This window comes from Natronoarchaeum sp. GCM10025703 (assembly GCF_042661985.1).
Lineage (GTDB): Archaea > Halobacteriota > Halobacteria > Halobacteriales > Natronoarchaeaceae > Natranaeroarchaeum.
Window position 1 is genome coordinate 1,234,940 of sequence record NZ_JBHSZF010000001.1, and the last position, 22,122, is coordinate 1,257,061.

21 protein-coding genes and 7 pseudogenes are annotated in these 22,122 nt (G+C 62.5%); 12 read left to right on the forward strand and 16 right to left on the reverse strand.

The window, feature by feature from the left end:
• Positions 1-11: 11 nt before the first annotated feature.
• Positions 12-754 (reverse strand): annotated as a pseudogene (locus tag ACFQH2_RS07020) (ABC transporter permease).
• Positions 751-1,722, reverse strand: a complete 972-nt coding sequence (locus tag ACFQH2_RS07025; protein ID WP_377052193.1) for an ABC transporter ATP-binding protein — start codon at positions 1,720-1,722, stop codon at positions 751-753. Before ACFQH2_RS07025 ends, ACFQH2_RS07020 begins: the two are co-directional and overlap by 4 nt.
• A gap of 190 nt (positions 1,723-1,912) precedes the next feature.
• On the opposite strand from ACFQH2_RS07025, the pseudogene ACFQH2_RS07030 reads away from it, so the two are divergent.
• Positions 1,913-2,503 (forward strand): annotated as a pseudogene (locus ACFQH2_RS07030) (class I SAM-dependent methyltransferase); the annotation flags it as partial.
• 63 nt (positions 2,504-2,566) lie between these two features.
• On the opposite strand, the gene ACFQH2_RS07035 reads toward ACFQH2_RS07030, so the two are convergent.
• Together ACFQH2_RS07035 and ACFQH2_RS07040 are read right to left on the reverse strand one after the other, a co-directional pair.
• Positions 2,567-3,151 carry a Gfo/Idh/MocA family protein gene (locus ACFQH2_RS07035; RefSeq protein WP_377076589.1) on the reverse strand — a complete coding sequence of 195 codons (585 nt, stop codon included), beginning with the start codon at positions 3,149-3,151 and terminating at the stop codon, positions 2,567-2,569.
• Between the two features lie 134 nt (positions 3,152-3,285).
• Positions 3,286-3,588, reverse strand: a pseudogene (locus tag ACFQH2_RS07040) (Gfo/Idh/MocA family protein); the annotation flags it as partial.
• Between the two features lie 175 nt (positions 3,589-3,763).
• Here ACFQH2_RS07040 and ACFQH2_RS07045 point away from each other — a divergent pair.
• Both ACFQH2_RS07045 and ACFQH2_RS07050 read left to right on the forward strand, forming a co-directional pair.
• Positions 3,764-4,042 (forward strand): antitoxin VapB family protein, encoded by a 279-nt coding sequence (locus ACFQH2_RS07045; RefSeq protein WP_377052199.1) that lies wholly within the window; start codon positions 3,764-3,766, stop codon positions 4,040-4,042.
• Positions 4,029-4,430 carry a type II toxin-antitoxin system VapC family toxin gene (locus ACFQH2_RS07050; RefSeq protein ID WP_377052201.1) on the forward strand — a complete coding sequence of 134 codons (402 nt, stop codon included), beginning with the start codon at positions 4,029-4,031 and terminating at the stop codon, positions 4,428-4,430. Before ACFQH2_RS07045 ends, ACFQH2_RS07050 begins: the two co-directional genes overlap by 14 nt.
• 71 nt (positions 4,431-4,501) lie before the next feature.
• Here ACFQH2_RS07050 and ACFQH2_RS07055 read toward each other — a convergent pair whose 3' ends face one another.
• From ACFQH2_RS07055 to ACFQH2_RS07070, 4 genes are all read right to left on the reverse strand, one after another.
• On the reverse strand, positions 4,502-4,954 hold the full coding sequence (locus ACFQH2_RS07055; protein WP_377052203.1) for a hypothetical protein: 453 nt from the start codon (positions 4,952-4,954) through the stop codon (positions 4,502-4,504).
• Between the two features lie 120 nt (positions 4,955-5,074).
• Entirely contained in the window at positions 5,075-5,581 is a 507-nt protein-coding gene (locus ACFQH2_RS07060; RefSeq protein ID WP_377076590.1) for a hypothetical protein, read from the reverse strand.
• Between the two features lie 345 nt (positions 5,582-5,926).
• Positions 5,927-6,205, reverse strand: a complete 279-nt coding sequence (locus ACFQH2_RS07065; RefSeq protein WP_377076591.1) for a hypothetical protein — start codon at positions 6,203-6,205, stop codon at positions 5,927-5,929.
• Between the two features lie 32 nt (positions 6,206-6,237).
• Positions 6,238-7,521: a hypothetical protein gene (locus ACFQH2_RS07070; RefSeq protein WP_377052208.1), complete on the reverse strand. Its 1,284-nt coding sequence runs from the start codon at positions 7,519-7,521 to the stop codon at positions 6,238-6,240.
• Positions 7,522-7,766: 245 nt separating this feature from the next.
• Here ACFQH2_RS07070 and ACFQH2_RS07075 point away from each other — a divergent pair, with 245 nt between their 5' ends.
• On the forward strand, positions 7,767-8,786 hold the full coding sequence (locus ACFQH2_RS07075; protein WP_377052210.1) for an aldo/keto reductase: 1,020 nt from the start codon (positions 7,767-7,769) through the stop codon (positions 8,784-8,786).
• A gap of 9 nt (positions 8,787-8,795) precedes the next feature.
• On the opposite strand, the gene ACFQH2_RS07080 is transcribed toward ACFQH2_RS07075, so the two are convergent.
• The 5 genes and pseudogenes from ACFQH2_RS07080 to cyoE form a co-directional block, all read right to left on the reverse strand.
• Positions 8,796-9,209: a universal stress protein gene (locus ACFQH2_RS07080; RefSeq protein WP_377076592.1), complete on the reverse strand. Its 414-nt coding sequence runs from the start codon at positions 9,207-9,209 to the stop codon at positions 8,796-8,798.
• On the reverse strand, positions 9,203-9,514 hold the full coding sequence (locus ACFQH2_RS07085; protein WP_377076593.1) for a hypothetical protein: 312 nt from the start codon (positions 9,512-9,514) through the stop codon (positions 9,203-9,205). Before ACFQH2_RS07085 ends, ACFQH2_RS07080 begins: the two co-directional genes overlap by 7 nt.
• 42 nt (positions 9,515-9,556) lie before the next feature.
• Positions 9,557-10,776 (reverse strand): annotated as a pseudogene (locus ACFQH2_RS07090) (MFS transporter).
• A gap of 49 nt (positions 10,777-10,825) precedes the next feature.
• Positions 10,826-11,509, reverse strand: a complete 684-nt coding sequence (locus tag ACFQH2_RS07095) for a DUF7546 family protein (RefSeq protein ID WP_377076594.1) — start codon at positions 11,507-11,509, stop codon at positions 10,826-10,828.
• A 4-nt stretch (positions 11,510-11,513) separates the two neighbouring features.
• Positions 11,514-12,953, reverse strand: a complete 1,440-nt coding sequence (gene cyoE, locus ACFQH2_RS07100) for a heme o synthase (protein ID WP_377052218.1) — start codon at positions 12,951-12,953, stop codon at positions 11,514-11,516.
• Between the two features lie 118 nt (positions 12,954-13,071).
• On the opposite strand from cyoE, the gene coxB reads away from it, so the two are divergent.
• The 4 genes from coxB (at position 13,072) to ACFQH2_RS07120 (ending at position 17,413) form a co-directional block, all read left to right on the forward strand.
• Positions 13,072-13,809 carry a cytochrome c oxidase subunit II gene (coxB, locus tag ACFQH2_RS07105; RefSeq protein WP_377052220.1) on the forward strand — a complete coding sequence of 246 codons (738 nt, stop codon included), beginning with the start codon at positions 13,072-13,074 and terminating at the stop codon, positions 13,807-13,809.
• A gap of 138 nt (positions 13,810-13,947) precedes the next feature.
• Positions 13,948-15,879, forward strand: coding sequence for a NosD domain-containing protein (locus tag ACFQH2_RS07110; RefSeq protein ID WP_377052222.1), 1,932 nt, complete (start codon positions 13,948-13,950; stop codon positions 15,877-15,879).
• Positions 15,876-16,601, forward strand: coding sequence for an ABC transporter ATP-binding protein (locus tag ACFQH2_RS07115; protein ID WP_377052224.1), 726 nt, complete (start codon positions 15,876-15,878; stop codon positions 16,599-16,601). The genes ACFQH2_RS07110 and ACFQH2_RS07115 overlap by 4 nt, the downstream gene beginning before the upstream one ends.
• Positions 16,598-17,413: an ABC transporter permease gene (locus ACFQH2_RS07120; RefSeq protein WP_377052226.1), complete on the forward strand. Its 816-nt coding sequence runs from the start codon at positions 16,598-16,600 to the stop codon at positions 17,411-17,413. Before ACFQH2_RS07115 ends, ACFQH2_RS07120 begins: the two co-directional genes overlap by 4 nt.
• Here ACFQH2_RS07120 and ACFQH2_RS07125 read toward each other — a convergent pair whose 3' ends face one another.
• Entirely contained in the window at positions 17,414-17,980 is a 567-nt protein-coding gene (locus ACFQH2_RS07125) for a nitrous oxide reductase accessory protein NosL (protein ID WP_377052228.1), read from the reverse strand. It lies immediately after the preceding gene.
• A 321-nt stretch (positions 17,981-18,301) separates the two neighbouring features.
• Between ACFQH2_RS07125 and ACFQH2_RS07130 the strand changes: the two are divergent.
• Positions 18,302-19,140 (forward strand): annotated as a pseudogene (locus ACFQH2_RS07130) (cytochrome c oxidase subunit 3).
• 6 nt (positions 19,141-19,146) lie between these two features.
• Positions 19,147-19,419 carry a DUF7410 domain-containing protein gene (locus ACFQH2_RS07135; RefSeq protein WP_377052232.1) on the forward strand — a complete coding sequence of 91 codons (273 nt, stop codon included), beginning with the start codon at positions 19,147-19,149 and terminating at the stop codon, positions 19,417-19,419.
• On the opposite strand, the pseudogene ACFQH2_RS07140 reads toward ACFQH2_RS07135, so the two are convergent.
• Positions 19,420-19,694 (reverse strand): annotated as a pseudogene (locus ACFQH2_RS07140) (hypothetical protein).
• Positions 19,695-19,808: 114 nt separating this feature from the next.
• On the opposite strand from ACFQH2_RS07140, the gene ACFQH2_RS07145 reads away from it, so the two are divergent.
• On the forward strand, positions 19,809-20,081 hold the full coding sequence (locus ACFQH2_RS07145) for a PadR family transcriptional regulator (RefSeq protein ID WP_377052236.1): 273 nt from the start codon (positions 19,809-19,811) through the stop codon (positions 20,079-20,081).
• On the opposite strand, the pseudogene ACFQH2_RS07150 reads toward ACFQH2_RS07145, so the two are convergent.
• A pseudogene (locus ACFQH2_RS07150) lies at positions 20,082-21,226 on the reverse strand (acyl-CoA dehydrogenase).
• Positions 21,227-21,326: 100 nt separating this feature from the next.
• On the opposite strand from ACFQH2_RS07150, the gene ACFQH2_RS07155 reads away from it, so the two are divergent.
• Entirely contained in the window at positions 21,327-22,010 is a 684-nt protein-coding gene (locus tag ACFQH2_RS07155; RefSeq protein WP_377076595.1) for a haloacid dehalogenase type II, read from the forward strand.
• Positions 22,011-22,122 lie beyond the last annotated feature (112 nt).

The following is a 22,122-nucleotide window of genomic DNA, read 5'->3' on the forward strand; positions in this document are numbered from 1 at the left end:
GACGCCGTTTTTCAGTCCGCCTGTGGGAGCGAGTAGGCTCCGAGTGCGAAGAAGACGACGGCGAGCACCGAGAGCACCGCCAGATCGGCGAGCGGATCGCCGCCGGTCGAGAGCGTCCGGACGCCTCGCGCGAAGTAGGTCAGCGGCGAGAGTTCGATCAGCGGCGCGAACCACTCCGGGAGTAACTCCGGTGGGACGAACGTATCCGAGAGGAAGAGCAGCGGCAGGCCGATGGAGTTGCTCGCTGCAATCGCGCCGTCCTGGGATTCCGTGTAGCTCCCCAGCATCGCGCCGACGCCACAGAACAGCACCACGCCGGCGACCACGTAGGGCACGAGCAGGGGCGAGAGGGGCAGGGTCGCACCCGTCAGGACTGCGACCAGTACGAGCACCAGCAGGCTGGCAAGGCCGATGATGACGACGTTGACGAGCGTGTGTGCGGCCAGCCATTCCAGTTTCGAGAGCGGCGTCGTCGCTGCTTCTCGAAACGGTTGTCGTCGCGGTGGCGGGCAACCGTGCTACCGAGTCGCGACAGCGGCGTAAAGAGCACGACGACGGCGACGTAGCCGGGCACGTAGTACTCCGCGGGTTCGGTGAACAGGCCGCCACCGCCGGGGTCGGTCCGGACGAGCGCACCGAAGATGACGATCAGCAGGACAGGGAAAAAGAAGGTGAAAAATACCGCCGTCCGGCGGCGTAGAAAGGAGTGCCACGAGGCGAGCAACTCGGAGCGAACGCGGCCGACGCTGCTCATTGACGCTCACCTCCTGCTGGCACTGACCGGTCCGGACTCGTCGGTGCGGGGCCACGGTCGACGAAGCCCTGCTCCTCGGCTCCCGCCAGCGTCATGTAGACGTCTTCGAGGGTTGGCTCGCGCCAGGTGAGTGAGGTGTACTCGAGTTCGTCGCGCTCCAGGGCGTCGACGACGGTACCGATCGCGGTTGGCTCGATCCCGTGGACTGCGATGCCCTGTCGCGTCGTGGTGGCGTCGAAGCCGTGTTCTGCGAGCGCTGTTACGGCGGCTTCCTCCCCGTCGTCGAGGTCGATCTCCAGTCGGCTTTCGCCGCCGTGTTCGGCGAGCAGTTCCTCGGGGGTGCCGACAGCGACGAGTTCGCCGTCCGCGAGCAGGCCGACCCGATCAGCGAGTGCTTCGGCTTCGGCCATGTCGTGGGTCGTCAGCAGGACGGTCGTCCCGCCCGCTGCGAGCGTTTCGACGCGCTCGGCGACGGTACGCCGGCCCGCCGGGTCGATGCCAGTCGTCGGTTCGTCCAGAAAGAGCAGGTCGGGGTCGTTGACGAGTGCACTCCCGAGACAGACCCGGCGTTGCTGGCCGCCCGAGAGGTTCTCGTACCAGGTATCGCCCGAACCGCTCAGCCCGACCGTCGCCAGCACGTCCTCGGCGTCGAGCGGGTCGTCGTACAGGCCCGCGTAGTACCGGAGCAGTTCACGCGCGGTGAGCCGATCCGGCGGCGAGAAATCCTGCGGCAAGACGCCGAGGCGTCCGGTGTCGACCTCTCTGGGGGCCGCACCGAAGACGGAGATGCTTCCGGAGGCGGGCTCAGTCGTCCCGGTGAGCGCTCGAACGAGGGTGGTCTTACCCGCGCCGTTTGGGCCGATCAGCGCGAACACCTCCCCTTCGCGGATCGACAGCGAGACGTCGTCGAGTGCCACGAGGTCCCCGTAGGACTTCGAGACGCCGTCGGCCGACAGCAGTGCGGTCATACCACTGACTCGGGAGCGCGCCGGAAAATGCCGTTCGGTTCCGCTCGGCCACTGGGGCCCGGCTATCGCTCTCGTCCCTCGTTGGTCGGAGGGCGGGTGTGCGGAGCGATACTCGGGGTGAGTGTACTCGATGAAACCACCGTTCTGTCTATCAGAAAACTGATCAGCGTGGGCCGTTTCGGTCGTGCGTATGGACAGGTTCCAGAATACGGGCCAACCCGATTGGGACTGGTGGGGGCGACTGTGGCCAGCACCGGGAGAAACCCTCCGCGAAGTCGGCGTCGAACCGGGAGACACACTCGCTGAAATCGGAAGCGGGAACGGCTACTTCGCGCTCCCTGCGGCACGAATTACCGCTCCTGCAACCGTCTATGCGGTCGATATCGACTCCTCTCTGTTGGCGGAACTGTCTCATCTCGCCGACCTGCAGTCGATAGAGAACATCGAAACGATCGATTGCGACGCCCGAACGCTATCGGAGCGGCTTCCCGAGCCAGTCGATACCGTGATGGTGGCGAATATCTTCCATGGAATCGACGACCCCAACTCGTTCGTTCGGGAGGCGTTCGATTCACTCCGCCCGGATGGCCGGTTCGTGATCTTCAACTGGCACGACACTCTGCGGGAGACGACTCGAATCGACGACGAACCACGCGGGCCGCCGACCGAGTTACGCATGACGCCCGAAGAAACCCAACAGTGCGTGCTCGATGCTGCAGACGTCACGCTCGAACGGACTGTCGAACTGCCGCCATACCATTACGCGATGGTATTCAGAAGGATAAGCTCACTTACGGACCGGACTGGACGAGGATTTCTCACTCCACCGAATCGGGGCGCGGTATCAACTGTGGCGAGCGTCTGCGATCAGTTCCTGCACGTCGACGCATTCGCCACGCTCGGCCGATAGCGTCGCCGCCTCGCTGAGCGCGATGGCGCGAAGGCCGTCCTCGGGCGGCACCGCGATGTCGGCGTTGCCGCGGATCGCTTCGACCAGATTCGTCAGTTTCGCCTCGGTTAACACGACGAACTCGGTCTCGTCCTCGACGGAAATCTCCGTCGGATCGGCGCCGCGTTTGGCGAGAACGAGACCGTCCTGGGCGTACTCCAGTTGGCCACTCCTGCCGTAGACGTCCAGCGAATCGCCCACGTCCGGCGTTGTCGGCCCGTCGCCGATCAGCGCGACGCTCGCAGTCACCCGGTTCCCATTGCGCTCCAGTTCGACGGAGAGCGCGCTGTTGATGTCGACGCCGGTCCCCCGGGGATCCGTGGTTGCGCTCACGGACGCTGGCTCGGCGTCGAGAGTCCAGAGCAGGACGTCAAGCAGGTGCGACCCGGAGTCATAGAGGAAGCCGCCGCCGGATAGTTCGGCATCGCCGCGCCACGTCTTCGCGTAGTCGACCCAGTCCTGTTCGAGGTGACAGTCCACGAAGTGGGTTCGCCGACGACTCCCCTATCGAGGCGCTCGCGGAGTTCCCGATACCGCGGATCGAAGTGACGCTGGTAGCCGACCTGCACCAGTTGGTCGGACGCCGCGGCGGCGTCGACCAGTGAAGCAGCGTCCGCTACGGTCGTCGTCATCGGCTTCTCGACGTGGACGTGCGCGCCGGCGTCGAGTGCCGCCATGACCTGCTCGTAGTGGACCGAGTGGATCGAGGCGACGTTGACGATGTCGACGGCGTGCTCGTCGAGCAGTTCCTCGGCCGTCCTGTAGGCCGGGGCGTCGAATCCGGTATCGAACTTCTTGCGCGCACTCAGCGCCGGGTCGGCACCGGCGATCACGTCGACGCCGTCCATGTCCGCGAACAACTGGAGTTCTAGCTGGCCGAGGCCGCCCAGGCCGAAGCCCGCGACAGTGAGTGTCATGATTCGGGGTTGTCGCCGCGCCGACTAATCACTGTGGGATCGCGGTATCTCTCCGCTCGGCCAATCGTGAGTCGTACGCCTCGATATCTAGCAGTCCACACGATCTAATTTCTGTCTCGATCCCAGTTTTGGAGTCCTAGAAAGTATTTTGTGTTTGTGTATGCATACACAAACTATGGGGACGAAAACCATCGGCATCCGGGAGGACGTATACGAGCGGTTGAAGGCTCGAAAACGGGAGGACGAGAGCTTCACGGACCTCGTGGATCGCATACTGGACGACGCGACCGCCGATTGGCGTGAGGGATTCGGAACGCTCCCGGAGGGAGACGCAGACGAACTCGAACGGATCGTTACGGACTCCCGTGATCGGACTGGTGAAGGGCTGTCCGCACGCCAGCGGGAGGCTCTCAACGAACTCGCGGATGTAGAGGCAGACGATGAAACTGCTTGATACAACCTTCCTCATTCATTACTGGGCGGGACGGCAAGCGGTGGCGGACTATCTCGAACGGCACGAACAAGAGGAGTTCGTAACGACGACACTGAACATCAAGGAAATCGCCGTCGGACGGGAGATTCAGGGGAAGCTGGACGCAGTCAAGATCCAGTCAAAATTCGAGTGGACGACGATCCTCCCGTTCCAGATGGAACATGCGGTTACTGCTGGCGAGCTAGAAGCGGAATTTCACCGGGACGAAACAGTGAATCAGGACAAAATCAATTCCCTCGCCGGAGATCTACTGATTGCCGCCGTCGCCAGAGAGGAAGGTGCGACAGTCGTCACGCAAAATACGGACGACTTCGAGCGATTCGATGGAGTGGCTGTAGAGAGCTACTGAGTGTGTGTGCCTGTGAATCAGGACTCGCTCAGGTTACTCTTCACGCCCGATTCCCAGTGTCACGATTGCGATCACTTCTCCCTCATGGTCGAGATATGGGCGTTCGGAAGTCCCTCCGCATTCTGCTGGGGGAGGTCTTCGTAGGCGTCCTGTGTCGCCTCGGCTTTGTCGGATGTCGCACTGACTCCGTGGATCGAAATCCCCTCGAACTCCCCGTAATCAGAACTGCGAACAGTACCGCGTTCGTACTTTTCGTCCGAAAGCTTCTCGAACAGCTCGGCGAAGAGCCCTACCCCGTCGACTCTGTCGTCGTCCGATGGAATCGGATCGATCGATGACGGAACGTCTTCGATAACCCAGGCCTCGATATACATCAGTTCCTCGGATTTCTGCTCGTCCCCAGTAGTGTCTTCACGTTCACCGCCGTTTTCTTCGCCGCCAGTCGTCGAGTTGGAGTCTAGACAGCCCGCGAGGAGCGTCAGAGCACTCACGGAGAGGACCTGCCGACGGCTCGGCGGCGTCATCGACTCACCTCCGGCGCGTGTTCAGGGGCGACCATGGGTATCGGTGATCGGATCGTCGTATAGGTTTTTGCCGGCTCTACTCGGTTTTGAATCGGATCCTGTGAGCGAGATCCGGTGTCCTCACTCTTCTTGTCCAACGAGGAGCCGTATTGTGATGACCTCGTCCTCGTGTTCGAGGTATGGAGCCGTGGGGAGCCCGTCCGGACTTTGCTCGGGAAGTTCGTCGTATGCCTCCTGCGTCGCTTCGGCCTTGGAACTCGTAGCATCACTCTCGTATAGCTCGAACGCTCTGAACTCCCCATACTCGGCACTCCGCACAGTGCCTCGTTCGTAGTCCTCGTCGGCCACTGTCTCGAATATTTCCGGGAAGAATCCGACGCCGTCCACTCGGTCGTTGTCCGACGGGATCGGATCGAGGGACGACGGAACCTCGTCGATGAACCACACTTCGATGACCATGTCCTCACTCCGAGGTTCTGCCTCTTCTGGGTCCTCATTCTCGTTGTCGTCGGAGTCGTCGTTGTCATCGCCGTTCTCGTCTTCCGATTGCGACTCTTGATCGAGACAGCCAGCGAGGAGAGCCAGAGCACCCGCAGTGAGGACCTGCCGACGGCTCGGAGGGGTCATCGGCTCACCTCCGGCACGTATTGAGGGGCGACCATGGGTATCGGTGATCGGACCGTCGTATATGTTTTGTGCTGGCTGTGGCGGTTCTGTTAACGATATACAATTCTGCGAATCAGGACCTGATCCGGTTACTCTTCCTGTATAACGCGGAGACGGACACTTACGACTTCTCCCTGATGTTTGAGATATGGGCTCGTCGGAAGACCTTCTGCAGTCTGTTCAGAGAGACTCTCGTAGGCTTCTCTTGTAGCCTCTCCTTCATCAGAGTCTGGGCTAATATCGTCGGTACTGATGCTCTCGAACTCCCCATAATCAGCCGTATGAACAGTACCACGCTCATACTCTTCATCGGCGAGCCTTTCTGAATAGGTCTGCGAAGAGACCGGTACCATCGACCCGTTCGTCATCCGATGGAACTGGATCGATCGACGACGGGACATCTTCGATCACCAGCGCCTCGATACTCATATATTCGTTGTATTGTGGTTCCGTCGGTGTTTCCTCAGATTGATTATCGTCTGTACCATTCTCGTCAGACGTTGACATCTCGTCATCATCGTCCTCAGTTGGCGTTCCGTCATCCAAACAGCCCGCGAAGAGAGTGAGGAGGCTCGCGACGATCATATTCCTTCTATTAATTCCATCCATAGTCTACCTCACCTCACTTCCATATCTAGCTCCTGTTCTATATTTCCAATATACGTTCCATAGCCTAAATAATCGTCCCCAGCACGATGAATCGCAGCGGGGAGCAAGTCGTCGCCGTCTTCAACAAAATAGGGGCCTCCAGAATTACCCGATCCCTCCGTGTAAGTCCGGAAAATCTCTAGCTCTCCATCATCAGTTATTCGATTAATCTCCTTTCTACATCGACCTGACCGGATTCCCTGAGTACAAACATCCGGAAAATGATCAACTAAATCATCCTCAGCAACGATATCACCGGAAAGATCCCCTGAGATTTCGCCATTATTTCCAGCTAGCTCAGAACGAGCCTCCATTGTCCCGGATGGCTCCATGAGAGCTATATCTATGGGAGATTCCACATCATCATCTGAACTATGATACCACACGCGTTTTATTTCTCCGATCGGATCACCACCGTATGGTTGGAGTATCTCTCGTCCGATAGCATCGTCACTATCTTCGCCATCAGCAATTGCAGTGTGTGCCGCAGTGGCCATATACATCGTATATTCGTCCGGATCGTAAAGTCTTAGCCCGAGAGTCGCCCGTCTAAACGAGGTGCTGTCACCCATCGGCTGGATCTGACACCCTCCCGGAATCCCCTCGTTCCAGCGATCAGTGAGGCGATATTCTTCGTTGAAGTGAGTTCTCTCCGGCCGCCATTCACAAGTGACATCCTCACATGCCTCCTCGGAAACATACCCCTCAGAGAACTCGACTGGGATGTTTTCGACAGTGTAGGACGTATCTTTTGTCTCTCCGACTGTACCAGTTGCCTGATCAGGCAGTGTTGCCTTCAATTCGTCAGCGGTGATATCGGGCGTCTGAACGGCTGAATCGTCTTCGAGTTCGCTGACTGACTCTACCGCTCTCCGTTTTTCGGCAGGAACTCGTTTCTGAACGCTCACACTGACTGCATACTTCGTATGTTGCCCACGAGTCGTTCTCGTAATTCCGGCTGTCACCAGCCCGGTCGAATCAAGTGAATCGATTTGTTCCTGAAACCGACTGGCGGCATCTCGGGCCGTTTCGACCTCGATCCACTTGTCCCGAGAAATGGTGTAGAACTCAGGTTCTCTCGGCAACAGTTCGTCCGGATACGGCGGCTCTTCCCAGTCTTCCGGGTTCTGTACTCTGAAGGCTTTTACGCGGGGGACTTCGTCAGTAGGATCTCCGGTAAGATCTTCGAGATCTTCCTTTGTCATGTGTCGCACAGTTTCCGCTGAGAGTCCCAGTTTGCTGAGATTCTCCACGAATCGGCGACGTCCCATTCGGGTTAACTTGGTCGTTCTATTGACCATGGATGGTAGACATACCGAAGTAAAAAAAAACTTAACTGAATACAAGTAATATATTTAATGCTGTACGATCGTAGGTATTTTACATATTGTCAGTTGGTTCTTACATACTCTAGAGTTTCCGGTGCGTAGAGTGTGAACTCGAAATAGGTAGCCGCTACCCAACTGCTTAACTCGATTCCGACGGGAGAGCCGAGTGTATGGAGTACACACAGCTCGGTTCGACCGGTACGTCAGTTTCACAGCTCTGTCTCGGTACGTGGCGCTTCGGCCGCGAGACCGACGGGACCGTCGAGACGACGAAGGAGGAAGCCCACGAACTGCTCGACTCCGCCGCCGAGCGCGGGATCAACTTCATCGACACCGCGAACGTCTACGGCACGCCGAACGGAAAAAGCGAACAGTGGATCGGCGAGTGGCTGGAGGATCAGGACCGCGACGACTTCGTCCTCGCCTCGAAGGTCTACTTCCCCTACGACGGCGACGGCGAACCTGGCCCGAACGACTCCGGGCTCGGACGGAAACACATTCGATCACAGATCGAGGGCACGCTGGATCGGCTCGGCACCGACTATCTGGATCTGTACTACATCCACCGCTTCGACGACGACACGAAGGTCGAGGAGACCCTACGGACGCTCAACGATCTCGTGCGCGAGGGGAAAGTCCACTACATCGGCGCGTCGTCGATGGCGGCCTGGAAGCTCACCAAGGCCCTCTGGAAGAGCGACGTCGAGGGGCTCGAACGGTTCGACGTGACACAGCCGCTCTTTCACGCCGCCTATCGCGACGACGTCGTCGACTATCTCGATGTCGCCGCCGATCAGGACCTCGCGGTCTGTCCCTACTCGCCGCTGGCTGGCGGCTTCCTGACGGGCAAGTACGAGCGGACCGAGGAGGGGGTCGAGGCACCGGAGGGCTCTCGCGGTGCGATCGATCCCAACTTCGACGACTACTACGTCTCCGACCGCGGCTGGGAGGTACTCGACGAAGTCCGGGCCGTCGCCGACGAGGTCGGTGCCACGCCCGCGCAGGTCGCCCTGCGCTGGTTGATCGACCAGGAGAAGTTCACCTGCGTCCCCATCGTCGGTGCGCGGACCGTCGACCAGTTGGACGAGAACGTCGGTGCGGTCGACGTGGAACTCACCGACGACCAGCACGACCGGATCTCGGAGGCCCGCTACGACGAGGAGGGCAAGCGCTGGGGCCACCGCGACTAGACGTCTTCCCTACTTGCTTCTGACGACGAGCGTCGGACTGCTCGTCCGATCGTTCACGCTCCGGGTCACGGTCCCGAGGATCCGCCTGCGGAGCGAGGGCTCCGATTCCCCGACGACCAGCAGGTCGTAGTCCTCGGCCTCCGAGACGATAGCGTTCCCCGGCGATCCGGATCGCACCTGTTTCCAGCCGACCCGATCGGCTTCGATGCCGAACTCCCGTAATCGATCACAGGCACCGCGCAGGAGGAACTCCGAGCGCGCCTCGTCCTCGTCGGAGTCGGCGACGTGAAACACCGTCACGGCGGCGTCGCTGTTCCCGAGCAGTAGCCCGGTGAACTCGACGATGTGTACGATGTTCGGATCGCCCTTCAGCGGAACCAGCACATCATTGAGGCTCTCGCCCATGTCGCCGGGCGTCAACACCGCGTCGGCATCGTACTCCCTGACGACGCGGTCCAGCGTCGTTGAGCGCCCCTCGTGAAGACGACTGTCGACGTCACGTCGGTGTCGCCCTCGAACTGACTCACGACCTCCTCGACGGTCTCGCGCGCTTCGTCTCCCAACTCCTCTTCAGCCTGCTCGATCGGGGTCTGATCCGGCACCCTGTAGTAGCTCAGAATCACCAACTGATGTGGCTGTAATAGCTCGACGAGCGCAGCGGGCGGGGTGTCCGGATCGGCCACATCGACCGGGATGAGGATCGTCGATCGATCAAGCATCGTTGCCATATGTGATACTGTGTGGCCTGTAGAATCAACATCCCGGTGCAGTCACTGTTCGGTGCCGACGGCCAGCAACAACGCCGCGAGCACGGTCGAGCAGGCAACCGACGCCGTGAGTAGCCAGAACGCCGGGACGAAGCCGACCGATTCGGAGAGTACGCCGACCACCGCGGGTGCAACCGCGCCAGCGCCCATCAGCAGCGTCCGGACGATTCCCAGACTACCTCCGGCCAGCGATTCCGGGAGCACGGCCATCCAGTAGGCCCCCGCACCGGCCGGAAGCCGTGTGAGCCCAGACCGATTACGACGACGACGGCACCCAGTACGAGGGGGTTTCCGGTCGGCGTCAGGACGACCAGCGCAACGAGCGCGGCCGTCGCGAGCGCGAGCGTGGCGACGATGACTGGCAACTCGCCGACGCGGTCGCTGAGTACGCCGGAGACGACCTGCACCACGCTCGCGGCGAACAGCGCAGCGAAGACCAGTCCGGCAGTCGCCGACGTCAGCCCGGCCTCGCTGGTGAGATACAGCGGCAGAAAGGCGACCACGCCGTTGTAGGTGAACCCGAACAGCACCGTGACGACGACGAAGGCCAGCAGTCGGGGGTTCCGAAAGAGCGTGACGTACTCGGCGAGCGTCCCGCTCTGTGCGTCCGTGGGTGCAGGCCGCTCCGGGTTCGAGACCCGGACCGTGAACGTCGCGGTCGTCGCGAGTCCGACGACGCCTGCCGCGAGAAAGAGCGTTCGCCAGTTGTCGCCGAACAGTGCCGGCCCCGCGAGGACGGCGACTACCACGGCAGGTGCGGCGACGCCCGCGAACGTCCCGATGGTGTCCATCGTGCCGAGCGCGCGCCCGGTGCGTGCCGGATAGAGTCGCGAGAGCAGGCCGATGGCGACGGTCTTGTGCGCGCCCGTTCCTGCGCCCATGAGCACCATCGCGCCGACGAGGACGTAAAAGGGCGAGTCGACGCCGAGGGAGAGCGCGGCCAGCGCGGCGAGCAGGCTCCCGGCCGAGATGACGGTCACGGAGCCGAACCGATCCGCGAGCGCGCCGGAGGGGAACTGCATCGCCGCGTAGGTCAGCATGAAGCCGGTGTACGCGAGGCCGATTTCGGCATTCGTGACGCCGTAGACGCCCTGTAGCGGCTCGAAGAGTGGTGGAAAGGCGTAGCGGACGAACTTCGCGAGAAACCAGAGCAACGAGACGAGTAACAGGGCGTCGAACTCGTGCAACCGACCGGGAAGTGTTCGGATCGACGAGAGGTCCACGACTAGAGCAGCCTTTCTCCCTCTCCAGTATAAAGCGCCCGAGACGTCGCTACCGGCCGAACGGTCGCCAGTAGAGCAGCCCCACGGTCACGACGAAGACGACCGTCGAGAGCCCAAACGAAAAGCTCGAGGTGGCCGCAGTGAACGCGCTCGCGGAGCCGCCGGTGAGACTCGCCACGACGGCGGCGATCAGCGGCCAGGTACAGCTAACACACGAGACCAGGCCTGGGATCCCGGAGATGGCGGCGTTCGTCGCGTCGATGATCGTCGCGTAGACCAGATAGGCTAGCGCGGCGTAGCCGACGATGAAGGCGGGCATCAGCGTGAACTCGATCAACTCGCCGCCGTAGTACAGGTTCGGGACGAGACCGGGCGGCCCCTCGACGTTGAGGTTGAGGCCGCCCGCGTACGCGACCTCGTAAAACGACGCGCCCGGCCCGACCATCCCGCCGAGGACGGCGAGCATGCCGAAGTAGAGCACGGCGATGCCCCCGGCGAGCCAGCGCGTCCGTCCCGATGCATCGGAGGGGGACGTGCGGTAGATCGCCCACGCTCCCACGTTCAGCCAGATTAGCGGGTATATCTCGAACGTCGTCACGCTCGTTCGACCGATCAGGAGGAGATAGATGCCGACGAGGACGAGTTGCGTGTTGATGAGGACTGCATAGACCAGCGCTGTCTCTCTGTCGGGGAGGATTCGATCGAGATTCGAGCGCTGTGTGAGCGAACTCATCTGTCTACAGTACCAGCGTGTCCACGACGATTGCGACGAGCAGTGCGCCGAGATACGCGTTCGAGGCGTGGAACGCGCGGAACGCCGCCTGTTCGGTCCGTTCCCAGTGCAGTCGGATCACTGCCCAGAGGAAGACGCCACCGAGTGCGACGCTCGTTACGGCGTACAGTACGCCGAGGCCGCTGATCGCCGACAGTGCGCTCGCGCCCAGCAGTGTGGCCGCGAGATACAGCAGAATGTGCTTTCGCGTGACGGCTTCCCCGCGGACGACTGGCATCATCGGGAACCCGCCGCGGGCATAGTCGTCCTTGTACGCCAGCGCGAGGTTGTAAAAGTGCGCGGGCGTCCACAGGAAGATGACGCCGGCGAGGGCGAGACCGGGCAGACCGATCCGGCCGGTGACCGCGACCCAGCCGATCATCGCGGGAAGCGCGCCGGCCGCACCGCCGATGACCGTGTTCTGAACCGTGTTCGGCTTGAGGACCAGCGTGTAGATGACGCTGTAAAACATGATCGCGACCAGGCCGAGCGCCGCCGCGAGCAGGTTCACCTGCAGGAAGACGGCGAGCGAGGCGACCGTCAGCAGGCCGCCGAAGGCCAGCGCGTTCCGGGCCGGGACGAGATGCGTCGCCACCGGTCGGTCGGAGGTCCGGGCCATCTTCTTGTCGACGTCACGTTCGAGGACGTGGTTGTACGTGCCGCTTGCGCCGATTGCGAGCACGCCGCCCGAGAGCGTTAGTACGATGGTTCGGATCGTCAGATCTGGGCCTGCGGCGAGGGCCATCCCGGCCGACGCGACGAGACAGAGCAACCACATAAGACGGGGCTTCATGAGCCGGAAATACGCAAACGCCATCAACTTCGCCCGTCCGAACAGGCTGTCCGGAACCGTGGGCGTCGGGACGTCTTCGACCGGGTCGGCGTCCTCCTCGGGACCGGTGGGTTCTGGCTCCTCGTCGAGTCCCGCCGTCTCGGTCTCGAGCGTCCACGCGAGCGCGAGAATCAGCGTGCCGAACACCAGCATCGCGACGAGTAGATGGACGTTGGCAAGCAGGCCCGACAGTTCTGCCGTCGCCGCGATAGCGCCGATTCCGACCTGTACGGCGTAGAGCACGAGACCGAGACCGAGAGCGGCACGAACACGTGTGGACGCGTCGCCGAGCACTGCGAGCGCCGTCGTCGCCAGGACGAGCATGCCGACGATCAGCGCGATGACGCGATGGCCCCATGCGATTGCGATCTGCGTGTCCGAAATCGCGAGCCATTCGCCGCCACAGGCGGGCCAGCCACCACAGGCCGCTGCGGCATCGGTGATCGCTGTCGTCGCACCGACGACGATCAGCAGATACGCACCCATCACTGTTGCCGCGAGCAGCCACGTGAAATTGGTGTGGCTGTCGACGAGCGGAAACGACGGGTTCGTCCGGTGGGATGGATGTGTCACGAACGCGTACCTCTTGCTGTATTCTTCGACTGGGGATACTTATGCGACGCGCTTCTCCGGGGTCGATCCCTCGAAAAGTCAGCACATATTTAACCCCTTTCCCTAAGAACGACCCATCATGAAGGGATCGCGGATCGCCCTGATCACTGCGTGGGCGGGGACGCTATTACTGATGCTGGCCCAGCCAGCAGCAGCGGCGTCGACGTCTGCCGAGTTGATCAACGACCTCAACGAACGGCTGATCATCGTTGCCCTCCCGATCACACTACTGGTCGAAGGGATCCTCATCTACGCCGTTCTCAAGTTCCGGAACAACGACGAACCGAGGCCGACTCAGGAGAACCGACGTCTCGAAATCACGTGGACGATTGCGACCGCCATCGTCCTGCTGTTCGTCGGATTCGCCGCCTTCGAAGTCATGGCCGACCCGCAGATCAGTTCGATGGCCGACGACGAACCGCCGGAGGACGCAGTCGTTATCGAAGTCGAGGGAACTGACGCGTGGCAGTGGGAGTTCACCTACCAGAACGAGTACGAGGGTGTCCAGACCAGAAACGAACTCTACCTCCCCAAGGGCGAGCAAGTCTATCTGCAGGTGTCGTCCGAGAACTGGTTACATATGGTCCACATACCCGATCTGGGCGTGAAACAGCAGGCCCAGCCGGGCACGGTCAACACCGTCTCCACGACGCCGAACGAGGTCGGTGAGTACCAGGGCTACTGTACCGAATACTGTGGTGTGGGTCACTCCGGAATGCTCTTTGAGGTGTACGTCGAGGAGCCCGAGGACTTCGAGAACAGCATGCAAGAACAGATGGAAACGTCCGAGAACGGCGACGAAGCCGACGCCGAATAACGCGCCTCCCCTTTTCGACGCGCTGTCCCCTTCGAGCAGACTCGGTCCCAACGAAGACGTTGAGGAAGTGGCCGACGGCGTCGAGGATTCGAGAACCGCACCACACGATGTAAACCGATCCCACCGAAAGGAATAGCTGTGACTAGCGGACTGTATCGCGGGAGAGAGTTGTCAGTAGCACTGCTCCTGCTGGCGTGTCTCGTCGGCGCGGTCGGTGCTGGCGTCTTCATGACGGACGTCGACGACGCCGCGCCGTCACCGGAGCCGTTCGACTCCGTGACGACGCTCGGCCTCTCGCAGGAAGACGAGCGGGCCGCCGCGCAACAAGAGATATCTATCCCCCGCGTAGAGGTGTTTTACTCCCAGTACGAGTACGTGGTCGGCTACTACGGCGTCGAGCAGGCCGTCGATACGCTGAATCAGCCGGAACACGACCAGCAGTTCGGCTACCCGCTGGTCGTCTACGTCTCGAACTACGCCCACACGACTCTCGAACTCACCGATAAGGGGTATCTGACCCCGGAGACCTCGGTCGGATGGACCGACGCGAGTGAGGCCTCCTTCGTCGTCGGTAGCGAAGCGCAGACGCCCGCGGGCGAGACGGTCGTCCCGTTCAGCACCCGTTCGGCCGCCGTCGAGTTCACCGAGGAGTACGGCGGCGAAATCGTCGGCTGGAGCGAGCTTCAGAGCCGGTCGTTCGACATCGACACCGCCGCCGTCGTCCGCGACCGGGTCGACGACCAGCGCGCGCAGGCCGACGACCGGGTCGCAGCCGTCAGACCGTTGCTCGACCGCGACCCCGTTCGGACCCTCGGCGAGGACGAGACGGTCCAGGAGGCCGTCAACGCCGCGCCCGCTGGCTCGACGGTCGAGATACCCCCTGGCATCTACGAGGAGACCGTTCGCATCGACAGACCGCTCACGGTCCGGGGCGAGAACGCCACTATCCGCGGCGACGGCGAGGGGAACGTCGTCGAGGTGCGGGCCGACGACGTCGCAATCGAGGGTATTAACGTCGACGGCGTCGGCAATCAGACCCGGGACCCCGAGCAAGTAAGCGGCGAAGACGGCGACTGGGACCAGAACATCGAACTCGGCTACGGGCACGGCGATGCGGGGATCCACGTCGTCAACGCCAGCGGCGTCTATGTCACCGACGTCTCGGTCGAGACGCCGGCCAACGGCGTCTTGCTCCGTGACGCTCCTGACGCGGTCGTGGACGACATCGCAGTCGACGGGAGCGAGGAGTGGGCCGAGGGCTTCATGGGCGTCATGTCGATGCGCTCGCCCGCGGTCGTCCAGAACTCCACCTTCGACGGCGGCCGCGACGGCGTCTACCTCCATCGCTCCCACGGGACGGTGATCCGGGACAACGCCTTCTACGAGAACCGCTTTGGCGTCCACCTGATGCACACCTCCGATTCGGTAATCGCCGACAACGTCGCCCGCCGACAGGACATCGCCGGCCTGACGATCATGACGAATCCGACGCACAACGCAGTCGTCGGCAACGACATCCGCGAGTCGGATTACGGTATCCTCCCCGCCGGGTCGCGAAGCTACATCGCGAACAACGTCGTCGCCGACAACGGCTACGGGATCACGACCAGTGCCGATCAGTCGCTGTACGAGGAGAACGTTATCTACGACAACGAGGTCGGTCTGCGAACCGGGTCGATCCTCGCCTCCAACCGCGTCGTGCGAAACGACATCGTCGGCAACGACCAGCACGTCGAGGCCAACGTCGGGCCGCTCCGGATCTGGACGTTCGAGGGGCGAGGCAACTACTGGGACGGCGCGTACGGGACGGCATCGGGTGGCGTGCTCGACCGGTCGTACTCGCCGACCGACCCCGTCGACGGACAGCTTCACAGGACGGAGGGCGCGCTGACGCTCGCCGAGTCGCCCGCGGCCCGCGGGCTAAGCGAACTTCGCGGGACCACGCCGGGCCTGCGAACCGGGAGCGTCGTCGACACTGCGCCGCTCGCGGAGCCAGTGAATCCCGACGTGCTGGCGGAACTCGAAGCGGAACAGCAGGACGAAGACGATGACGGAGGTGCCGGGTCGTGAGCGACGGGCCGATCCTCCGCGCCGAGGACCTCGATCACTCCTTCGGCGACGTGGCGGTGATCGACGACGTCTCGGTCGGCGTCGAGGCAGGCGCCGTAACGGCAATCGTCGGGCCGAACGGCTCGGGCAAGACGACGCTGCTGCGACTGCTCGCCGGACTCCTGACGCCGACCGCCGGATCGGTGGAGTATCTGGGGCCGGACGCAGAACGCGAGATCGGCTATCTCCCCCAGCGCCCGACGTTCAGGCCCGGGTTCACGGTGTACGAGACGCTCGCTTTCTACGAAGCGCTCGTCGGCGACGCACCGGGTGACCGCCTGGAACAGGTCGGCCTCCCGGATGCCGCAAACAGACGCGTCGAGGCGCTCTCGGGCGGGATGACGCGCCTGCTCGGGGTCGCACAGGCGACTGTGGGCGATCCGCCGGTCGTCGTCCTCGATGAACCGGGGAGCGGCCTCGACCCAGGCATGCGTCGACGCACCTTCGAGGTTGTGACCGACCTCGCGAGCGAGGGGACGGGGGTCGTGTTGAGTTCGCACGATCCGGAACTGGTCGAGCGGACGGCCGACCGCGTACTCGTGCTCGACCGTGGCGGTGTCGTCGCCGATGGTTCGCCCGAGCAACTGATCGAGGAGTACGAGGTCGACTCGCTCTGGGACGTCTTCGAGGCGGCGATCACCGGGGCAGCCGAAACCGTCGACGTCGTGGGGGTACCCCGATGAGTGGCCGCCGCGCGGCGCGGGTGATCTTCGGCCGCGAACTCGCGAGCGTCGCCCGGTCGCGGTCGTATCTCCTGTTGTTCGTCGGCGTCGCCGCCGTCATCGTCGGCATCGCGACCGTCGGTGGCGGCACTGAGGCGGGCTACGTCCCGACTGCGGTCGATCTCCTCTTGCCACTGGAACTGCTCGTTCCGGTGGTCGCGTTCGGTATCGGCTACCGTTCGATCGCTGACGACGTCCAGCGCGAGGAACTCGAAGTGCTCAACACGTACCCGGTGCCGGACTGGGCGTACGTCGGGGGCGTCTACGCCGGTCGCGCGGTCGCTGTCGTGACGACCCTCGCCGTGCCGCTGATCGTCGTCGGCGTGCTGATCTGGCTCTCTGCAGGGCCCGGTACCACGATTGTCGCGACCCACCGTGGCATCGACTCGCCCGTTCTGTTTGGCCGGTTTATCTCCCTGACGCTCGGCTACGCGCTGATGGTGCTTTCGGTCGTCCTCGCTCTCTCAGCGCTGGCGAGCAGTCGCAAGGTCGCGCTCACGCTCGCCGTCGTTGGGGTCGGCGGAATCGTCGTCGGCCTCGACCTGCTGGTCCTCCGGGGCGTCGGCGCGGACTGGATCGCGAGCGATACGCTGGTGACTGCGCTCGCGGCGTCACCTGCGAGCGCGTTCCGTGGGCTGGTCTTCGAGACCGTGCTGTACGTCGCGTTCGACGCCGAGACCGGCTACGCCTCGCCGGTCGCGAGCGCGTTTAGCCTCGTTAGCTGGACGCTCATCGGGCTGTCAGCCGCCGCAGTCGGCGTCTCGCGTCGGTGATCACATTCCGAGCGAGTCGATCAGTTCTCGCGTAATCTCGTCGTGTGTAATGACCTGGCCGCCGTACTCGTCGGCGAAGGAGTCGGCATCAGTGGCCTCTCCGAACGGGATCAGGTCCTCGCCCATCGCGCCGCGCACGTCCGAACCGGCGACGAAGTTCAGGTCGGTCTCGTCGGCGTACTCGTCCGCCTGCAGATGCGCCGAGATGAACTGCGACTCCCCCTCACCGGAGACGGTGTACTCGACGGTGCTGTAATCGGTGAGATAGGTGACGATGGGCGTCTCGCCCCTGTCCTCGGCGTCGAACCGGTACCGGTAGGTACAGACGCCGCTACAGAAGTGGGCGGGGCCGTCCCTGTCTTCGGGATGGTCCTCGAAGAACACCTGTCCTGTCGGCCCCGGATGCTCCTCGATCACCATGCCACACTGGTCACAGGACTGCCCGGCGTCGAGTGCGATTGGCTCCGGCGCGGCCTCGTCGTCGCCGAGACAGCCGGCAAGCACTGCGACTGTGCCTGCACCCGCGAGAGCGAGCATGCGCCGTCTGGTGGGATGAGACTCGTTCATACTAAAACGGACGGCCGCGACGGCATTAGGAAATCTGGTACGACCGCCGAAAACCCTCACAGCGAGCGCGAGGAGTTGACGACCACGAGGAGACTCGACAGCGCCATCGCGCCGGCGCGCTGACGAACATTCCGAACCTGCTGATCGGGTCACTCGTCTTCGTCGGCCTGCTCGTGGCAGTAGTCCTCTACGTCGGCCGCGTAATGAGTGCGAACTACCGGCCACAGCAACGATTCTGACCTACCCGGGACCCTCTATTCGGCCCGCTCTCCACCGGCGCGGTTGGATGGATTTTTAGTAGTTCGACTGTAACCCCTCTGTATGACCGTAGCCGACGACACAGCGGACGACCACGGGCACCACCTCCCGGCGGTGAAAGACTTCCCGAGGGGGTTCGGGGAGGCGAGTTGGTGGCCCTTTATAACAGCGATCGGCGGATCGGGCTTTTACATCGCGGCCGCCATCTACATCCTCGGCGAACAGATGATCGGTGGCAGCCTCTTTGCCCTGAGCGCGCTGACCTTCCTCGGCGGCATCTACGGCTGGCTCTACCACGCCTTCGTCGCCGACTTCTGGAACCGCGAGGCCGACACCAAACACGAAGCGAAGCTTCGGTGGGGATGCTCGCGTTCCTCGGGTCCGAGATCGCGACGTTCGGCGCACTGTTCGTCTACTACTTCTTCATCCGGGTCGGTAGCTGGCCGACCGGCGACTTCGGCGACGTGCCAGCACTACTGAACTCCGTTGTGCTGTTCAACACCGCGATGCTGCTGGCCAGTAGCGCGACGATCCACTACGCTCACGTGGCGCTACTCAACGATAACCGGAAGCGATTCATGCAGTTGTTCGGCGCGACGATCCTGCTCGGCCTGATCTTCATGAGTGGCTGGGCGTTCGAGTACTACGAGTTCATCATCCACTACAACTACGGCTTCTTCGAGGGCGCGTTCTCCAACGGCTTCTTCGCCCTGACCGGGCTTCACGGCCTCCACGTGTCGATGGGAATCGTCATGATGAGCATCGTCATGGTGCGGGCACTCAGAGGACAGTACTCCGCGGAACGGCACGTCTCCGTGAGCACCGTCTCGATGTACTGGCACTTCGTCGACCTGGTCTGGGTGTTCCTCGTCGTCGTGCTGTACGTCGGAGCTGGCCTGTAATCAGCAATGGAAGAGGTCACAGCCATCGACGTCGAGGTGCCGGACGACGCCACCGAATATCGGTGTCCGTACTGTGACCGACCGTTCCGCACCGAGCGCTACCGGACACTCCATCTCGGACTGGACCACCCGGATCTGATCGACGAGGCGGAACGTGATGCGTTCCAGGACGCGTATCTCGAAGAGAACGACGATATCGGCCGGTTCAGACTGAAAGTACTCGGCACGCTCGTCCTGGTTTATTTCCTCTTTCTGTTCGTCTACCTGCTCGTCAACTGATCACATTCCCATGTCGCTCGCGTCGTCGGGGATCGGCAGGTCGTTCGGCGACGCACCGAGCAGTTCTGCGGCGTGATCCAGCGCCATGTCGAAGCCGTAGTAGCGCTCTGCTCGTCGCCGCCCTCGCTCGGCCGAACTTTCAGCATCGCGTAGCCCTCGATGTTCTGTGCGATTGCAGCACTGCGGCCGTCCCGATCGAACGCCAGCACGCGCTCGGACTCGGTGGTGTAGTACTCCGCGTCGATGTCGCCAGCCTCGGCAGTGGCGTCGCTCATACCCGGCGCTTAGGACGGCCCCTAATCGAAGTTGTCGGTTCCGGAACCCGCGAGGATTCGGGCACGCCCCATCGAACCGGAACGCCAAAGCGGCCGCCGCGACTGCTACTGGGTATGAGCCAGTGGCTCCAGAGCGGGTTCCGACGTGACCTCTGTATTCTGCTGTACGGCGAGGAACGGAGCGGACAGGCGCTCAAGACGGCGATCGAGCGCCGATACGACAGGCGATTCGAGCCCCGGCGGTTCTACGGCGCGCTCGATCAACTCGTCGACAAGGGGTTCGTCGAGGAACGAACCGAAGGGCTCCACGACATTTACGCGCTGACGGAGCCGGGTCGCCGGAGTGTCGAGCGGCAGTTCGAGTGGATGGACGAGCAGGTGGCCTGATTACCCGTCGAGTACCTGATCGCCGATGGTGTTGCGCAGGATTTCGCTGGTCCCCTCGTAGATCTCGTTGAGTTTCGCGTCTCGGTAGTACCGTTCGGCCGGGAAGTCCTTCGTGTAGCCGTAGCCGCCGTGGATCTGGATGCCCTCGTTGGCGACCTCCCGGGAGACCTCGCTGGCGTACAGTTTCGCCTGTGCGGCCTGTTTGATGTAGTCCTCGCCGCGGATCTTCCGGTCGGCCGCGCGGTGCATCAGTAGTTTGGCGGCCTGAAGTTTCGTGTCCATGTCGGCGATCTTGTGTTTGATCGACTGGAACTCGCCGATAGACTGGCCGAACTGCTCGCGCTCGTTGGCGTACTCGACGGCGGCGTCGAGGGCGGCCTGCGCGATGCCGACGCCGCGGGCCGCGATGGTGATCCGGCCCGCATTGAGCGTCTTCAACCCCTGGACGAACCCCTCGCCTTCCGCGCCGAGTCGACGGTCTGCCGGAATCCGCAGGCCGTCGAACCGTAACTCGGCGGTCGGACAGCCCTTGTCGCCGAGTTTGTGCTCGGTCCCCTCGACGTGGAAGCCGTCGTCCTCCTCGGGCCGGACGACGAACGAGGAGATCCCCTTGTTGCCGGCGTCTTCGTCGGTCTTCGCGAAGACGACGACGGTATCGGCGACGGAACCGTTCGAGATCCACAGTTTCCCGCCGTTCAGTATGTACTCGTTGCCCTCGGCCATCGCAGTCGTCTCCATCGCCGGGACGTCGCTACCCGCGCCGGGTTCCGAGAGCGCGAACGCTCCAATGTCTCGGCCCTCGTTCAGCGGTGTCAGATACGTCTCCTTCTGGTGGTCGTCGCCGAACTCGTAGAGCATGTTGCCCGCGAGGCTGGTGTGGGCGGCGACGATGGTTCCGAGACCGCCGCTCCCGCGACTGATCTCCGCGAGCGCGAGCGCGTAGCTGTGGTAATCGAGTCCGGCCCCGCCGTACTCCTCGGGAAACGGCATGCCCAGCAGGCCGAGCTGGGCCATTTCGTCGAGCAGTTTTCGGGGAACTCGTCAGTCTCGTCGATCTCGGCCGCCCGCGGGACGACCTCTTCGTCGACGAACTCCGTCACCATCTCCTCGATCTGGCGTTGCTCTTGGGAGAGCGCGAAATCCATGTTCGAAGGTTCGTCCACCCCTACTTGACGGTTTCTGTGACCAATGCACATGGACCTGGAAGATCGAGGATTATCACTCGGGCACCCGTTGTAGTCCGTGATGACGTTCGATCCCGAGCGCGTTACGACGGTTACCTTCGATTCTTACAGTACGCTCGTCGACGTGGATGCGGCCGAGAACGCACTCGCTGACCGCGTTGCGGATCCTGAACCCGTTTCGAGACTCTGGCGTGCACGATCACTGGAGTATACGTTCGTCGCGAATCAGATCGACGCGTATCAGCCGTTCTACGAGATGAATCGTGACGCCCTGCAGTACGCACTTGACGTCCACGATGCCGATATCTCACAGGCGGAGCGAGATGAGATCCTGGTAGTGTACCACGAACTCGATGTGTTCGACGACGTTCGCGACGGCATCGAACAACTCCGTGATGACGGATACGCCTGCTACGTCGTTCTGAACGGAAATCCGGCGATGCTGTCGTCGATGGTTCAACACGCCGACATCGAGGATCTGCTCGAGGACACGATCAGTGCCGACGAGATCCGGACGTTCAAGCCCGACGCCGAACTCTATCGCCATGCTGCCGCCCGGACGGGAACACCGATCGACGAGATTGCACACGTGACGGCCGGGTGGTTCGACGTCATGGGTGCACAGCACGCGGGGATGCAGGGTGTCCGGGTGGATCGGCAGGCAACACCGTGGGAACCGTTCGACGGCGACCCTGATCTGACGATCGACTCGTTGCAGGAACTGGCGATTGCACTGAGCGAGTAGGCCGACCGAGTACGATCTGCTCACTTTTCAAATCCGGAACTGGATAGTGCCTGCTCGTCGCAAAACCATCCTGAAAAACCATTTATAACCTGCGGGCGGTGGGGCCGCCCGT

Excerpts from the sequence above, each read along its gene's own strand:
- ACFQH2_RS07025 (WP_377052193.1), bottom strand. The coding sequence starts at position 1,722 with ATGACCGCACTGCTGTCGGCCGACGGCGTCTCGAAGTCCTACGGGGAC.
- ACFQH2_RS07045 (WP_377052199.1), top strand. The coding sequence starts at position 3,764 with ATGGGGACGAAAACCATCGGCATCCGGGAGGACGTATACGAGCGGTTG.
- ACFQH2_RS07050 (WP_377052201.1), top strand. The coding sequence starts at position 4,029 with ATGAAACTGCTTGATACAACCTTCCTCATTCATTACTGGGCGGGACGG.
- ACFQH2_RS07055 (WP_377052203.1), bottom strand. The coding sequence starts at position 4,954 with ATGACGCCGCCGAGCCGTCGGCAGGTCCTCTCCGTGAGTGCTCTGACG.
- ACFQH2_RS07060 (WP_377076590.1), bottom strand. The coding sequence starts at position 5,581 with ATGACCCCTCCGAGCCGTCGGCAGGTCCTCACTGCGGGTGCTCTGGCT.
- ACFQH2_RS07065 (WP_377076591.1), bottom strand. The coding sequence starts at position 6,205 with ATGATCGTCGCGAGCCTCCTCACTCTCTTCGCGGGCTGTTTGGATGAC.
- ACFQH2_RS07075 (WP_377052210.1), top strand. The coding sequence starts at position 7,767 with ATGGAGTACACACAGCTCGGTTCGACCGGTACGTCAGTTTCACAGCTC.
- ACFQH2_RS07085 (WP_377076593.1), bottom strand. The coding sequence starts at position 9,514 with ATGGCAACGATGCTTGATCGATCGACGATCCTCATCCCGGTCGATGTG.
- ACFQH2_RS07095 (WP_377076594.1), bottom strand. The coding sequence starts at position 11,509 with ATGAGTTCGCTCACACAGCGCTCGAATCTCGATCGAATCCTCCCCGAC.
- coxB (WP_377052220.1), top strand. The coding sequence starts at position 13,072 with ATGAAGGGATCGCGGATCGCCCTGATCACTGCGTGGGCGGGGACGCTA.
- ACFQH2_RS07120 (WP_377052226.1), top strand. The coding sequence starts at position 16,598 with ATGAGTGGCCGCCGCGCGGCGCGGGTGATCTTCGGCCGCGAACTCGCG.
- ACFQH2_RS07125 (WP_377052228.1), bottom strand. The coding sequence starts at position 17,980 with ATGAACGAGTCTCATCCCACCAGACGGCGCATGCTCGCTCTCGCGGGT.
- ACFQH2_RS07135 (WP_377052232.1), top strand. The coding sequence starts at position 19,147 with ATGGAAGAGGTCACAGCCATCGACGTCGAGGTGCCGGACGACGCCACC.
- ACFQH2_RS07145 (WP_377052236.1), top strand. The coding sequence starts at position 19,809 with ATGAGCCAGTGGCTCCAGAGCGGGTTCCGACGTGACCTCTGTATTCTG.
- ACFQH2_RS07155 (WP_377076595.1), top strand. The coding sequence starts at position 21,327 with ATGACGTTCGATCCCGAGCGCGTTACGACGGTTACCTTCGATTCTTAC.